At 72.7% G+C, this 14,265-nt stretch carries 14 protein-coding genes; 3 read left to right on the top strand and 11 right to left on the bottom strand.

Annotation, left to right across the window (positions count from 1 at the left end; genetic code table 11):
- Positions 1-904: 904 nt before the first annotated feature.
- From G446_RS17875 to G446_RS0112615, 6 genes are all read right to left on the bottom strand, one after another.
- On the bottom strand, positions 905-1,714 hold the full coding sequence (locus G446_RS17875; RefSeq protein ID WP_156916672.1) for a metal-dependent transcriptional regulator: 810 nt from the start codon (positions 1,712-1,714) through the stop codon (positions 905-907).
- Between the two features lie 23 nt (positions 1,715-1,737).
- A complete protein-coding gene (locus G446_RS0112595) occupies positions 1,738-2,481 on the bottom strand; it encodes a vitamin K epoxide reductase family protein (protein ID WP_026410408.1) in 744 nt (247 codons plus the stop codon).
- A 58-nt stretch (positions 2,482-2,539) separates the two neighbouring features.
- Positions 2,540-4,399 (bottom strand): metallophosphoesterase family protein, encoded by a 1,860-nt coding sequence (locus tag G446_RS17880; protein ID WP_211228305.1) that lies wholly within the window; start codon positions 4,397-4,399, stop codon positions 2,540-2,542.
- Positions 4,396-5,211 carry an HAD hydrolase family protein gene (locus tag G446_RS0112605; protein WP_034470550.1) on the bottom strand — a complete coding sequence of 272 codons (816 nt, stop codon included), beginning with the start codon at positions 5,209-5,211 and terminating at the stop codon, positions 4,396-4,398. Before G446_RS0112605 ends, G446_RS17880 begins: the two co-directional genes overlap by 4 nt.
- Positions 5,212-5,278: 67 nt before the next feature.
- Complete coding sequence (locus tag G446_RS19510; protein WP_084779241.1) at positions 5,279-5,452, bottom strand: methionine/alanine import family NSS transporter small subunit; 174 nt, start codon at positions 5,450-5,452, stop codon at positions 5,279-5,281.
- 2 nt (positions 5,453-5,454) lie between these two features.
- The gene (locus tag G446_RS0112615; protein WP_026410410.1) at positions 5,455-7,035 is read right to left on the bottom strand and encodes a sodium-dependent transporter; all 1,581 of its coding nucleotides are present in this window, start codon (positions 7,033-7,035) and stop codon (positions 5,455-5,457) included.
- 236 nt (positions 7,036-7,271) lie between these two features.
- Here G446_RS0112615 and deoD point away from each other — a divergent pair, with 236 nt between their 5' ends.
- Positions 7,272-7,988, top strand: coding sequence for a purine-nucleoside phosphorylase (gene deoD, locus G446_RS0112620; protein WP_026410411.1), 717 nt, complete (start codon positions 7,272-7,274; stop codon positions 7,986-7,988).
- Between the two features lie 87 nt (positions 7,989-8,075).
- On the opposite strand, the gene ppgK is transcribed toward deoD, so the two are convergent.
- Together ppgK and G446_RS0112630 are read right to left on the bottom strand one after the other, a co-directional pair.
- Positions 8,076-8,858 carry a polyphosphate--glucose phosphotransferase gene (gene ppgK / locus G446_RS17885; protein WP_051285999.1) on the bottom strand — a complete coding sequence of 261 codons (783 nt, stop codon included), beginning with the start codon at positions 8,856-8,858 and terminating at the stop codon, positions 8,076-8,078.
- A gap of 71 nt (positions 8,859-8,929) precedes the next feature.
- On the bottom strand, positions 8,930-9,541 hold the full coding sequence (locus tag G446_RS0112630; RefSeq protein ID WP_026410412.1) for a TetR/AcrR family transcriptional regulator: 612 nt from the start codon (positions 9,539-9,541) through the stop codon (positions 8,930-8,932).
- 87 nt (positions 9,542-9,628) lie between these two features.
- Here G446_RS0112630 and G446_RS0112635 point away from each other — a divergent pair, with 87 nt between their 5' ends.
- Entirely contained in the window at positions 9,629-10,876 is a 1,248-nt protein-coding gene (locus tag G446_RS0112635) for an alpha-amylase family protein (protein ID WP_026410413.1), read from the top strand.
- Positions 10,877-10,916: 40 nt separating this feature from the next.
- Here G446_RS0112635 and G446_RS0112640 read toward each other — a convergent pair whose 3' ends face one another.
- Together G446_RS0112640 and G446_RS0112645 are read right to left on the bottom strand one after the other, a co-directional pair.
- Positions 10,917-12,302, bottom strand: coding sequence for a hypothetical protein (locus tag G446_RS0112640; protein ID WP_026410414.1), 1,386 nt, complete (start codon positions 12,300-12,302; stop codon positions 10,917-10,919).
- Positions 12,303-12,362: 60 nt separating this feature from the next.
- Positions 12,363-13,310 carry an NADP-dependent oxidoreductase gene (locus G446_RS0112645; protein ID WP_026410415.1) on the bottom strand — a complete coding sequence of 316 codons (948 nt, stop codon included), beginning with the start codon at positions 13,308-13,310 and terminating at the stop codon, positions 12,363-12,365.
- A 97-nt stretch (positions 13,311-13,407) separates the two neighbouring features.
- Here G446_RS0112645 and G446_RS19515 point away from each other — a divergent pair, with 97 nt between their 5' ends.
- Positions 13,408-13,548: a winged helix DNA-binding protein gene (locus tag G446_RS19515; RefSeq protein ID WP_211228306.1), complete on the top strand. Its 141-nt coding sequence runs from the start codon at positions 13,408-13,410 to the stop codon at positions 13,546-13,548.
- A 223-nt stretch (positions 13,549-13,771) separates the two neighbouring features.
- Here G446_RS19515 and G446_RS19520 read toward each other — a convergent pair whose 3' ends face one another.
- The gene (locus tag G446_RS19520) at positions 13,772-14,125 is read right to left on the bottom strand and encodes a transposase family protein (RefSeq protein ID WP_342664163.1); all 354 of its coding nucleotides are present in this window, start codon (positions 14,123-14,125) and stop codon (positions 13,772-13,774) included.
- Positions 14,126-14,265: the final 140 nt, after the last annotated feature.

Consider the following 14,265-nt stretch of genomic DNA (forward strand, 5'->3'; position numbering starts at 1 on the left):
GTCTCAATGCACCTACAGGTGCGTGGTGCTCCCTGACCAGTCCGCTTCACTCGCAAGCACTGAACCTGGATGGTCTCAATGCACCTACAGGTGCGTGGTGCTCCCTGACCCCTGCCCTCGGGAGCGGCGGTATGACGCCACTTCGAGGGCCCGGAGCGCCACCGGCCCCGGGAGCACCCCTCCGAACCGGCCAGCACCAAGCCCAGAGTAGCACATAGTGGCGGAATCACGCCAAGCGCCACCGACGGCCCCCAGAGCCCTCCGCGCGCCAACTTCTGACGAAGTCATGCCGAAAAGTCGGTGCTGAAACGCCTTACTGCAAACGTGCAACATGACGCCCTGTTCGCTATCCCGCCCCACTAGCCACATCAGCACCTCCAGCATCAGTCGGTCCGACCGCGCCGAGAAAGCCCCGGTCGCGGTCGGACCCGACGCAACCCCCTCACCCGACCAAAACAAGCACGGTCCCCGACCAGTCCGGCGGACCCGAATAAGACCTCTATCGGGCAACCTGAGCGCCGGGAGGATTATTCCCGAGACACCTGGACTCATTCGCAAATAACCATCCTCCTTGCGGCGACCAAGAACCCGCTCCAGAACCCGTCGCATCCGTCCTACAACATCCTGATGTGCGCATGCGCATCGAGATACAGCACGGTCTTCCTCAGGATAATCCCGGGGCGAGTCCAGGTCAAGCCTTTTGGCGTGACATAGATCCGGTCAAGGCTTAGGAGCGCCGGGGCGTCTACTGCGCCGCTCCCCCATTACTACGCCACTTCACCCTCCACTGCACGAGGAAAAGGAGCGAAGCAGAGGATGAAGAGGCGCAGTAAACGTTGCCTGGCGATCTCGCGGGTTACCAGACGTTCTCGCGGGATATGACCCGCGGCGGACCGCGGCCCGCTCAGACCAGCACCCACAGCGTGCCCGCCGGCACGACGACCTCGGCCGTATCCGACGCGCCCGGCAGTGAGCGCGTCGTGCCCGGCGCACCCATCGGCAGTCCCGCCGCGCCCGCCGAGCCCGGCAGACCCTCCGCGCCCGCCGCGCCCTCCGGGCTCACCGCCCGCACCGTCGTCGTGCGCCGGGACCGCGAGGCGCCGGAGGCCGGCCCACTGTCCCGTGACACGACCCTCACGGGCGTGTCCAGGCCGATGCCGGCGCGCCTGAGGTCGCGCAGGAGGGCCGACTCGTCGCGGATCCGGCCCACGACGACCGTGCGTCCCACCCCCACGGTGTCGATGCTGCGCAGGGCCGGCTGGACGATCCGCCCGTCGACGGCCGGGATGGGGTCCCCGTGCGGGTCGCGCACGGGATGGCCCAGGGCGGCGTCCAGGGCGGCGAGCAGCCGCTCGGAGACGGCGTGCTCCAGGACCTCGGCCTCGGCGTGCACCTCGTCCCACTCGAAGCCGAGCCGGGTCACGAGGTAGGTCTCCAGGATGCGGTGGCGCCGGATCATCCCCATGGCCCGGCGCCGGCCCTCCTCGGAGAGGGTCACGGCCCGGTAGGGCTCGTGCTCCAGCAGCCCGGCCTCGACCAGGCGGGCCACGTTCTCCGACGCCGTCGAGGCCGCCACCCCCATGCGCCGGGCCAGCCCGGTGATCGAGGCGCCCGCACCGCCCCACTCGCAGGCGGCCCACACGGCCTTGAGATAGTCCTGGGCGACGGTCGAGTCGACGTCGTGCGCCTCGCCCGTCGCGGACGCCCGGCTCATCGCGCCTCCCCCGTCGCGTCCGCTCATCGCAGGAGGGCGACCCATCCGTCCCAGAAGGCGATGAGGACCACCGCCAGGACCATCGCGTACATCGCCCCGGCGATCCACCAGCGGGCCGCCGACAGGCCCCTGGCCGCGGGCCGCGGCAGGCCGAGGTGCCCGCGCAGGGCCGCCTCGCCGGCGGTGGCGGCGGCCACCGGGATGGTCACGGCCCAGATGATCATGCAGTAGGGGCACAGCTTGCCGAGGACGGTCACGGACACGAAGAGGAACCAGGCGACGAAGCCCAGGCCGCCGGCGCAGCCCGCCACGAGCCCCCACCACATCCAGCGCGGCAGGCGCCCGCCGGAGGCGAGCAGCGCCCCCACGGCCAGCAGGACGGCGAAGGCCATGGCCCCGATGAAGGAGTTGGGCACGCCCAGGAGGTTGCCCTGCCACACGTCGAGCGAGGCGCCGCAGGACACGAGGGGGTTGACGTCGCAGACGAGGTCGGCCTGCGGGTTCCTCAGCAGCGACAGCTCGCTGGCCATGAGCTCCCAGGAGGCGCCGATGCCGATGAGGCCGGCGACGACGAGCAGCCAGGCGTAGGCGCGCGAGGAACCGGTGGCGCGCAGCCACCCGGGCCGGGCCCCGTCGTCGTCCGACGCCGCGCCCCCCGCATCGTCGGCCCACTCCTCGAGCGGGTCGTCCGGCGCCTGGGCGAGGTAGGCCTCGAGCTCCTCCTCGCTCATGGCGTCGATCTCGGCCTCGGTGGGCACTGGGGCCATCTGGGTTCTCCTCACTTCGGGGACGCGGCCTGCCGCGCGGCGCACCCGCTATTGTGCCCTAGTCGTCCGACGGCGCCGTTGTGGCCTCGAGCGCGTCCCGCGAGGCGCCCACCGGGGCGGATCCGGGCTCGGGCACGCCGTTCCAGGCCCCGACGGTGACGGAGGCGTCGGGATGGACGACGACGGCGCGCCACCCGCGCAGGGCCCCGTTCTCGTCGAAGGACAGGACGTGGAGGTAGGCGTCCTGGGTCACCGGCCCGATCGAGGTCCCGCCCTTGCCGGCGCCGCTGATGAGCTGGGTGACGGTGGTGTTCCCGCCCCGCGACACGCTCATGCCCTTCTCCTGGTGGAGGTGCCCGGCCAGGAGCAGCGGGGCGCAGCCCTCGGAGACGAGGGGCCCGAAGGTGTAGGGCTGGTGGATGAGGACGACGTCCACGTCGGCCCCGGCCTTGCAGCTGGTGCGCGCCAGGCGGGCGCCGATCTGCGCTGAGTTCTCCGACCCGCGCTGGTAGGTGCCGCCCGCGGGGCTGCGGTCGGCGTCGACGTCGCCCAGGATGCGCAGGCCGGCGGCGCTCTGCACGGTGCCGTCGGTGACGGTCCAGCCCCGCGCCCGCAGCTGGTGCGCAGTGGCCTCGGAGTCGTGGTTGCCGATGGTGGCCACGCGCTCCACCCCGGAGGGGATGGCGTCGGTGAGGGCGTCGACGCAGACCTGCTCGGGGCTGGAACCGGTCATGGTCAGGTCCCCGTCGTCGAGGTGGAGCCGGGCGCCGGAGAGCGCGTCGAGGCGCCCGGCGAGCGCGATCATGTCGAGGTTGCAGTGCAGGTCGGTGGTGAGCACCGCCGTGGTGCGCCCGTACTCGGCGACGGCCTGCGCGCCGGTCGGCAGCGCAGGGGTCGCTGACTCCTGGGGCGTCGCGCCCGGGGATGCGCCCGGAGCGGCGCTCGACGAGGCCCCCGGCCCGGTCGGCGCACCCGGAGACGTCGTCGCGCCCGGGGATGCGCCCGGCGAGGGCGACGGACTCGCGGTGGCGGCGCCGGTTCGGGCCGCCACGGCGTCCGCCTGCTCGCGCACCGCCGCCGTGTCCACCGCGCCGGACGCGGCGGTGACGTCGACGACGCCGCCGACCTCCTGGGAGGTCTGCCAGGCGGCCGCGAGGTTCGCGTCCACCTGCGCGTAGAAGGCCCGGTTGGACTCCAGCCTGCCGACGATCTGGTCTCCGTAGGCCTGGACGACGTCGGCCACGCGGCCGGACAGGCGCGCCTGGGCCAGGGGGGTGTGCGCGAGCACGTCCAGGCGCGTGCCCGGCACCGTGTCCGAGCGCAGCGCCGGGACGAGCAGTCCGATGACGGTGACGACGGCGGTGACGCCGATCAGCGGCGAGGCCCAGGTGCCCGACAGCCCGTCGCGGATCGTGTCCCGCAGGCGCCCCCGGGTGGCCAGGCGCCCGGCGGCCACGAGGCACAGGATGACCGACTCGATGAGACCGGCCCGGCGCAGGCCGTCGGCGATGAGCGAGTGCAGCCCGGCCTGGATGGTCAGCTCGGGGCGGCTGATGAGGGTCAGGTAGGACGAGCCGTCCGCCGACAGGGCCTGGCCGAGGGAGTCGGTGTCGACCTGCGAGGAGGAGAACTCCCCCGGGATCTCCCCGATGACCACGTCGACGCCGAAGGGGCCCGCCGGCGAGGCGTGGGAGATCGTCCCCAGCGGCCCCAGGTCGAGGGTCAGGCGCGAGTTCAGGGTCGTCGACCACTCCGCCTCGTGGGGTCCCACCGGCGAGGAGGCGGTGGCCGTCGACAGCCCGACGAGCAGGGAGACGGCGCCGGTGAGCAGCAGCAGGACGAGGGTGCGGGTGATCTTGCGGAAGGCCACGCTGCGCGCGTCCCACCAGCGCCTGGGCAGCGCGATCACCGGGTTCACTTCCCCCTCCCCCTCGCGGCCGCCAGGTCGCCAGCGAGGGCGGTGACGAATTCGGCCGTGTCCCGCCAGCCGGTCACCGCGTGGCAGGGCACGCCCAGGACCTTGACCGGGTAGTCGTTGCCCTCCGGGTCGAGGCGGTCGCCGATGAAGAGCATGCGCTCCAGGCCGATGCCGGTGACCTCGGCCAGGCGCCTCATGCCGTAGGCCTTGTCGACGCCCTTGAGGGTGATGTCGATGCTGGTCGCCCCCCCGGCGCGCACCTCGAGGTCGGGCAGGAGGGGGGCGACGGCGTCGCGCAGGGCCGCCCGCTTCTCCCCCGTGGGGTCCCAGACCCTCTTGGCCTCGATGGGGGCCTCCTGGCCGAGCGCCGAGAAGGTGATCTGGCTGCCGCGGTCCTCCAGGGCCGGCCCCCAGGTCCGCTCGGACCACAGGCCCAGCCGGCGGGCCTGCTCCTCGACGACGGCGAAGCCCTGCGCGACCTGGTCGGGGCTGAGGTCGTTGGCGTACACGAGGGTCCACTCGGACTCCTCGGTCCCCGGGCCCCGGCCGTCGGCGTGGGTGTAGTAGCGGGTGCCGCAGGTGGGCATGAGGTGGAGCCGGGCGAGCTCGTCCGGCGCGGCCCCCAGGTGGGTGAGGACCTGGTTGCGGAACTGGGAAATCTGGCCGCCGGAGATGATGCACACGGGCACCTGGCCCAGCAGGAGCCGCAGCGCGGCGGCCATGGGCTCGGGCATCGCCGTCTTGGAGGGGGCGAGGGTGTCGTCCAGGTCGAAGGCGACCAGGTCGGGCAGGTCGGAGGCGGAGGCCGTCATGGGACCAGTGTGGCAAACGCGCCCGCGGCGCAACAGTCGCACCGCGGGCGCGTCGGCGTCGGCCGCCTCACTCGCGCGCGGCCCCGGCGCGCAGGTGCTCGTGGGCCTCGGCGCTGGCGCGCGCCCGGTCCTCGGCCTGCTCGCGGTGCCCGCGCGAGACGAGCGCGGTGACGGAGACCGCCAGCCCGCCCCAGATGATGATGATGGCGATGAGCATGATGAGCACGGCGACCCCGGTCATCTTCAGTCCTCCCTCTCGGAGACGGTCTCGAGCTCCAGGGGCGTGAAGTCGTCCACCGGGGTCCTCCAGGGCAGGAGGGTCATGACCGCGGTGGCAATGGCGACCAGCAGGAGCATCCCCCAGCCGAAGACCGCGACGAAGCCGCTGGAGTACGACTCGGGGTCGTACCCCTCGGACAGATAGGTCCACAGCGTCTGGAGGAACATGTAGCCCAGCAGGACGGGGACGACGGCGCCGACCAGGACCCGCCACCAGGCGCCCACCATCCGCGACTCCGAGACCGCGTTGAGGTGGTTCTGGAGCAGCCGGGTGCGCCGCAGGATCCAGGCCACCGCCACGCACATGATGATGGCCGAGGAGACCACGCCGATGTTGTTGATGAAGGCGTCGACGACGTCGAGATCCGGCAGTCCCGAGGTCGTGGCGAACAGGACGAAGGACACGACCGCGGCCGGAACGCCGACGACGAGGGAGGCCCACTTGGGCGCCAGGCCCAGCTTCTCCCCCACGCCGGCGGCCACCACCTGGATGATGGAGATGAAGGAGGTCAGTCCCGCCATGGTGAAGGAGGCGAAGAAGAGCACTCCGAACAGGGCGCCGCCGGGCATCTGCGAGATGACGGTGGGGAAGGTGACGAAGGACAGCAGCGGCCCGGTGATGTTCTTCAGCTCGTCCACGCCGACCCCCTGGGCGCCCGCCATGAAGCCCAGGGTGGCGAAGACGCCGATGCCGGCGAGCAGCTCGAAGGCGGAGTTGGCGAAGCCCGCCACCAGCCCGGTGCCCACCAGGTTGGAGCGGCGCCGCCGCAGGTAGGAGGAGTAGGTGAGCATAATGCCGAATCCCACGGACAGGGAGAAGAAGATCTGCCCGAGGGCGGCCATCCACACCTTGTAGTCCCGCAGCGCGGACCAGTCGGGGGTGAACAGGGCGTTGAGGCCCTCGCCCGCGCCGGGCAGCAGGAGGGCGCGCACCACGAGGACGGCGAACATGAGCACCAGCAGCGGCAGGAAGATCTTGTTGGCCCGCTCCACGCCGTCGCTCACGCCCAGGGCGGTGACCACCAGGCCGAAGGCCCACACCAGGAGCAGAGGGACGGCCACGCCCATGACGATCTCCGGCGAGTAACCGGCCCCGGAGCCGAGCCGGTCCATCCCGATGTAGTGCTGGAAGAAGCCGGTCGCGTCGGCGCCCCAGGCGGTGCTGATGGAGAAGAGCGTGTAGCGCAGGGACCAGGCCACCACCACCGCGTAGTAGGTCATGATGACGAAGCAGATGAAGACCTGGAACCAGCCGAGCCACTCGAAGCGGCGGCTGAGCCGCCGGAAGACGGCGGGGGCGGAGCCGCGGAAGCGGTGGCCCAGGGCGTAGTCGAGCAGGAGGATGGGGATGCCGGCCGCCAGCAGGGCGATGACGTAGGGGACGATGAAGGCGCCGCCGCCATTGGAGTAGGCCACGCCGGGGAAGCGCCAGATATTGCCCAGGCCGATGGCCGAGCCGATGGCGGCCATGAGGAAGCCGAACTGGCCGCTCCACTGCTCGCGGGGCGGTGCGGGGGACGCCGGGACGTCCGGGGTTGAGGCCATGGTGCACCTTCTGGGAGACGGAGGGCCGCACGAACCGGCCTCCCGGTCATCGACCCGGGGCGTGGCGCGTCGGCGCTGAACTTGAGAACCATAATGCCGTCCATATGACGAAGCGACACGCTCTCACCATGTGATCACCGGTCCGTTCCGTCGTGTGCCACACTGGCGTTCGCCGGGTCCGACGACGACGCCGCCGTCGGACGCCGCCCCGCCCGTCCGCCCCACGAAGGAGCCCCATGGCCACCCCCCACATCAACGCCGAGCCCGGAGACTTCGCCCCGGCCGTCCTCATGCCCGGCGACCCCCTGCGCGCCCGGCGCATCGCCGAGGCGATCCTGGACGACGCCCGCCTGGTCAACGACGTGCGCGGCATGCTCGGCTTCACCGGGACCCACGGGGGCAGGCCGCTGAGCGTCATGGGCTCGGGCATGGGCCAGCCCTCCCTGACCATCTACGCCACCGAGCTGTTCGAGCGGTTCGGGGTCGAGCGCATCATCCGCGTGGGCACCGCCGGCGGCATCTCCCCGGATGTCGCGGTCGGCGACGTCGTCATCGCCACCGGCGCCCACACCGACTCCGCCATGAACCGGGTGCGCGTGCCGGGAGTCGACTTCTGCGCCGTCGCGGACTTCCGCCTGGCCATGGCGGCCTGGCGGGAGGGCGTCGAGGCGGGCCTGACCGGGCGCCTGCACGCCGGTCCGATCATCTCCCGCGACCACTTCTACCTCACCCCCGAGGGGCAGACCGAGGCGCTGGCCCGCTACGGCACCCTGTGCGTCGAGATGGAGGCCGCCGCCCTGTACGCCGTGGCCGCCGAGTACGGCGGGCGGGCCCTGGCGGTGCTCACGGTCTCCGACCACCTGCTCGACCACTCGGGGGACATGAGCGCCGCCGAGCGCGAGACCCGCTTCGCCGACTCCCTGCGCCTGGCCGTCGCCGCGGCGCTGAGCTGAGGGGCCGCGGCGACGGGCCGGGGAGCGAGGAGCCGGTTCGCCCCGCCCCGGCCGGCCCCACGACCACCCGGCCCCGTGCGCCCCGCCCTACTTGTCGGCGGCGTCCGTCCCGCTCTGCTTGCCGGCGGCGCGGGCCGCCTCGTAGGCGGCGCCGACGATGCCCGCGGTGTTGAGCAGCTTGGCGGGCACGATGGGCGCGCGCAGGTCGAGCAGGGGCAGGAACTTGTCGTGCTTCTTGGACACCCCTCCGCCGACGACGAGCAGGTCCGGGCTGAAGAGCATCTCGACGTGGCCGTAGTAGCGCTGGAGGCGCTTGGCCCACTTCTTCCAGCTCATGTCGTGGATCTCCCTCTGGCGGGAGGAGGCGCGCGACTCGGCGTCGTGGCCGTCGATCTCCAGGTGGCCGAGCTCGGTGTTGGGCACCAGGGTGCCGTCGACGATGACGGCCGAGCCGATGCCCGTGCCCAGGGTGGTGACGATGATGGTGCCGGGCACGCCCTTGGCGGCGCCGTAGACGACCTCGGCCAGCCCGGCGGCGTCGGCGTCGTTGAGCGCGTGGGACGGGCGCTCCAGGACCCGGGTCATGAGCTCGTCGACGTTCACGCCCTTCCAGGACTTGTCGAGGTTGGCGATGAAGACGGCGGTGCCGTGCACGATGGGGGCGGGGACGGTGATGCCCACGGGCACGTCCCGGGCGACGCCGAGCCGCTCGATAATGGTGCGGCAGACCTTGGCGACCGCCTCGGGCGTGGATGGTCGGGGGGTCTCGATGCGCACGCGCTCGCCGATGAACTCACCGGTCCCGAGATCGACCAGGGCGCCCTTGACGCCCGATCCGCCGATGTCGATCCCGCATGCCACCTGGGTCATTAGTCCGTCTCCTGAACCTCGTCGGTCGGTACGGCTCGAGGATATCGGAGGCGGGCGCCGTCGGGGCGCACTCAGGCCGCCCAGTCGCCCAACCCGCCCTCCAGGGCCCCCAGGGCAGCGTCGATGAGCCCCCAGCGCTCCTCGTCGGGGCAGCCGCGCTCGACCCAGTGGAGGCAGGCGGCATCGATGAAGCCAAGGTAGCCCCACAGGGCGTAGCGGTGGCGCGCCTGCTCGCCGGGGCCGAGCAGGCGGCCGAGGCGCTCGACGTAGTCGCTGCGGGCCCGGGCGCGCACCCGCGCCGCGCCGGCCGGCTCACTGCCCGGCCGGCGCAGGGGCATGGCCCAGGCCCCGGGGTGGGCGGCGATGTGGTCCAGGTAGACGATGGTGGCCATCCTGATGCGGTCGCGCACCGGCACGCCGTCGGGCAGCTCGTCGATGGCGCGCGCCTGGCGCTCCATGAGCGCGTCGACGGACTCGCGCACGACCTGGGCGTACAGGTCCTCCTTGCCGTGGAAGTAGCGGTAGACGAGCGGGGTCGAGGCCCGGGCCCCCTCGGCGATGTCGGCGAGGGTGACCTCGGCGTAGGGGCGCTCGGCGAAGGCGGCGGCGGCCGAGCGCAGGATGGCCTCGCGGCGCGCGTCGGGGTCGAGCCGGAGGCGGGGCCTGGAGTCGGTGCGCGCCATGTGGACATGGTACCGCTAGTGAACTATGATTCACGAACGTTAGTGAACTCCATTCAACAAGTGAACACCATTCAATCAGGAGGTCTCATGAACTGGGTCGAGCACGCCATCTGGTGGCACGTCTACCCGCTGGGCTTCACCGGAGCCCCCATCCGCGACGGCGACCGCTCCCCCGCGCCCAGGCTGCGCCGGCTGCTGAACTGGCTGGACTACGCCGTCGAGCTGGGCGCCTCCGGACTCCTGCTGGGCCCGATCTTCTCCTCGGCCGGCCACGGCTACGACTCCCTGGACCAGCTGAGCATCGACCCGCGCCTGGGAGGGGACGCCGACTTCGACGACCTCGTCGCCGCCTGCCGGCAGCGCGGGCTGCGCCTCGTGCTCGACGGCGTCTTCAGCCACGTCAGCGCCGACCACCCCCTCCTGCGCCGGGCCCTGGACGAGGGGCCCGACGGCGAGGCGGCCGCCCTGTTCGACATCGACTGGCGGGCCCCGGACGGCCCGCGCCCGCGCGTGTTCGAGGGGCACGGGGACCTGGCGCGCCTGAACCACTCCAGCGGGGCCGCCGTCGACTACACCGCCGACGTCATGCGGCACTGGCTCGCCCGCGGCATCGACGGCTGGCGCCTGGACGCGGCCTACTCGGTGCCGACCGACTTCTGGGCCCGGGTCCTGCCGGCCGTGCGCCGCGACCACCCGCGGGCGTGGTTCCTCGGCGAGGTCATCCACGGCGACTACGCCGCGATCGTCAAGGACTCCACCATGGACACGCTCACCCAGTACGAGCTGTGGAAGGCGATCTGGTCCTCCCTGACCGACCCCAACTTCTTCGAGCTCGACTGGAACCTGACCCGCCACAACGCGTTCCTGGACTCCTTCACCCCCCAGACCTTCATCGGCAACCACGACGTCACCCGCATCGCCTCCCGGGTCGGCGCCGCCGGCGCCGTGACCGCCCTGGCGATCCTCATGACGGTGGGGGGCGTCCCCTCGATCTACTACGGGGACGAGCAGGGCTTCACCGGCGTCAAGGAGGAGCGCATCGGCGGGGACGACGCCGTCCGCCCCGCCTACCCGGAGGACCCCTCCGGGCTCGCGCCCTGGGGCGCGCCCGTCCTGCGCGCCCACCAGCAGCTCATCGGCCTGCGCCGCCGCCACCCGTGGCTGGTCACCGCCCGGACCGAGTCGCTGCACCTGGAGAACGCCCGGTACACCTACCGGGCCACCGCGGCCGACGGCGGGGAGCACCTCGACGTCGAGATCGACCTGGAGGCCGACCCCCGGGTGGTGATCCGCGACGCCCGGGGCGAGGTCCTGTGGAGCCAGGAGAGGCTCTGAGGCGGGTCCGCCCCGGGGCGGACGGGGCGGACGGAGCGCCTCACGAGTCCGGGGCGGCCGGACCGGACGGGGCGTCTCGCGCCGGGGCGGTGGTGAACACCTCGGGCGGCACCCCGAAGCGGGCGTAGGTCCTCTCGCAGGCGTGGCAGGGGCCGAGGGGCTCGCCCTCCGGCGAGTGGATCCTCACCCGCGTCACCGTGCGGGGCAGCGCGTCGACCCCGTTCTCGCGGGCGGCCCGGGCGAGCATCTTGTAGGCCGCGTCGGCCCGGTGCTCCCAGCGGGCGAAGGGGCCGCCCCCGTGGATGGCGTTGTCCAGCCAGGCCTCGTACCAGGCCGTGAGGCCGGGGGCCACCCGGGCGAAGCCGTCGTCGCAGGCGCGCGAGTCCAGCCACACGGCGCCGTCGGTCAGGTCGAGGAGCCACCGGGCGCCGCAGCCGGCGTCGGCCAGGTGCCACCAGCGCTCGTCGATGCGCCGGGGCTCCAGGCCGTAGCCGGGCCCCGCCCCGCTGGCGGCGATCCGGGTGATGAACCGGTTCGCCTCCGCCGGCAGGGAGGGGTCCGCGGGTCCGGGCTCCCCCAGGCGCATGCCGTGGCGGCGGGCGCCGTGCCACCCGGCCTCGGCGTCGGGGTCGGCCCCGCAGGCCCGCAGGAGGTCGAGGGTGCGCTGGAGGCCCTCGCGGGTGAGTTCGGGCGCCGGCTCGAGCGGGGCCAGGATGGCCCACTCGCGCAGCATGTGCAGGCCGGCGGACTCGTCGGGCGGCGGGGCCAGGCGCTCGAGCACCTCGGCGGCGGCCGGCCAGTCGGCCGTGCCGAGCTTGACCTCGGTCGACGTCGCCCGCCCGCAGGCGAGGAAGCAGCCCAGGGCGATGACCCCGTCCGAGCGCGTGGACGGGATGGTCCCGCTGGTCAGCACGGCCCGCGTCAGCGCCGAGGGGCCGCCCAGGCGCCGGCGCTCGGCCCCCGCCGCCCGGGCCGAGTCGCTCCACCGGTCGAGGTGGCCGACCGCGAACAGGTGGCGCCGCCCGTCGAGGGTCGTCTCGAACAGCTCGACGTCGGGGTCCTCGGTGTTGATGAGCTCGGGGCGGCCGATGCCGGTGAGCAGGACGGGGCCGAAGGCGCAGGCCCAGTTGCACCCGGCCAGCGTGAGCGCGTGCTCGGGGCTGGGCCCGTACCCGCTGGCGGTCACGAGGGCCCCGGCCCCGCCGAGCGCGCCGCCCCTGATGGACAGGAAGACGAACACGCCGTAGGGCGGGTGGTCCTGCTGGGTGTCGATGCGGCACTCGATGACGGGCAGATCCTCCCCCAGCTCCACGACCCAGGCGCCGTCGGCCTCCACCACGCGCGCGCCGACGAAGTGGTCGGCGATCACCTCGGCGAGTCGACGCTCGGAATCGGGGACGGGGGCGGACTGGTCGGCATCACTCATGCGCCCATGAGATCACAACTCCGCAACGCGGCGGGCGGCCGTTCCTCCCGCCGGCGCGGCTCAGGCCATCTCGATGACGAGCTTGCCGCGCACGTGCCCGCCCCGCAGCTCGGTGTAGGCCTCGCGCACGGCGTCGAGGTCGAAGGGGCGGACGCGGGCGACGGTCGCGCGCACGGCGCCGTCGGCCACGAGACCGGCCGTCCGGCGCAGATCCTCGCGCGGGAGGGCGTCGCGCCCGCCGGTGACCCGGGCGCCCTTGGCGATCGACGGCGGCGCGGGCACGATCGTGGCGATGGCGGCGGGGTCCAGGCCGAGCTCCAGGGCCAGGTCGACGTACTGCGGGCCGTGGCAGTCCAGCAGCTTGGTGACCGGCGACGGCGCCGCCGCGCGGACGCGCTCCTCCAAGCCCTCGCCGTAGACGACGGCGGTGGCGCCCAGGGAGCGGATGTAGTCGAGGTTGCGCTCGCCGGCGATGCCGATGACGGCGGCGCCGGCGCGGGCGGCCAGCTGCACCGCCATCGAGCCGACGCCGCCCGAGGCCGCGCTGACGACGAGGACGTCGTCGGGCGCGACGTCGAGCGCGCGCAGCGCCCCGCAGGCCGTCTCGGCGACGACACCGAGCGAGGCGGCCCGGACGAAGTCGAGGGCCTCGGGCTTGGGCACGACCTCGTCCGCCGCGATGACGAGCCGCTCGGTCAGGGTCCCGGGGCCGGCCCCCTGGCCGGGGACGGAGCGGACGGTGCCCAGGACCGCGTCGCCCACGGCGAGGGAGTCGACGCCCTCGCCGACGGCGTCGACGACGCCCGCGTAGTCGCGCCCGACCCCCTGCGGGGCCGCCGGGGCGTCGCCGCCCATCATGCCGGAGAAGATCTTCCAGTCCACCGGGTTGAGGCCCGCCGCCCGCACCGCGATCCGGACCCGCCCGGGGCCCGGTGCGGACTCGGGGACCTCGACCATCTCCAGGACCTCCGGACCGCCGAAGCTCCGGTACTCGATCGTTCGCACCATGATCATGCCTCTCTCGTCGCTCGTCTCTTGTGGTCTCCGGCCGTGCGGCCCGGCGCGGCCTCCCGCGGCCCGGCGCACCCGCACCCATCCTGCCACCATGACGGGTGTCCTCGGGCGGCTGGAGCGGGGCGGGCGGATCGAGCGCGGGCCCGACGCCGCCGACCGGCGCTCGGTGCGCATCCGCGCCGCGGGAGTGAGCCGCCTGATGCCGTCGTCGAAGGTGAAGATACCGGTGTAGCCGTAAGCGGGGCCCCCGATGGTGCGGTCGGGAAGGACTTCGGCATCGATGACATGGCCGGTTTTGGTACTGCTGTTCATGAATGAGTCTCGGTGCCGTCCTACCTCAAGGTCGGGCATGGGCGGGGGCGAGGTAATGGATAAGTATATTCCTGGGGGCATGTAATTGGCTCGTATACCGGGAGCGCTGCGGCTGTGTATACCCTGATGACCCTCCTGGAAGGTTATTCAGGGGGTGGTCTTGAAGGATAGTGGCTCTTCGCATTTGAGGGTGTGGTCGGCGGTAGGGGGTGTGGAGGATTCTCCAGGATTTGATGTGGGCGATGGTGCGCTCTTTCGGTCCGGCGGATCCTGTTGACGCTCTTGTTCTCCTCCTTCTCGGTTTCGCTCAGTTCTCCGTTGGGGGGCTTCTTATGGGGCGTGATCATTCCCCTTCCCACGTACCCCTTGTCGCCGATCCACCCGGAGGGGTCCATTTCCTCCAGCAATCCGGAGGCGTCCAGGGCGGCCACGTCGTGCATGGACCCCGGGTAGGGGTCGGAGGCCCACATGAACCCTCCGTCGAGCCGGACCAGGATCCGGGTCGTTCATGCCCGCGCGTCTGTGCCTGACCGACCACAGATCGCGGCGCTTGCGCCAGTCCGGGCAGGGGAGGAGGGTGCCGTCCACCACGTAGTCGCAGTCCCGGGGCACCTCCTCCGCGGTGAGCAGCAGGACC

This window comes from Actinomyces dentalis DSM 19115, from assembly GCF_000429225.1.
GTDB lineage: Bacteria > Actinomycetota > Actinomycetes > Actinomycetales > Actinomycetaceae > Actinomyces > Actinomyces dentalis.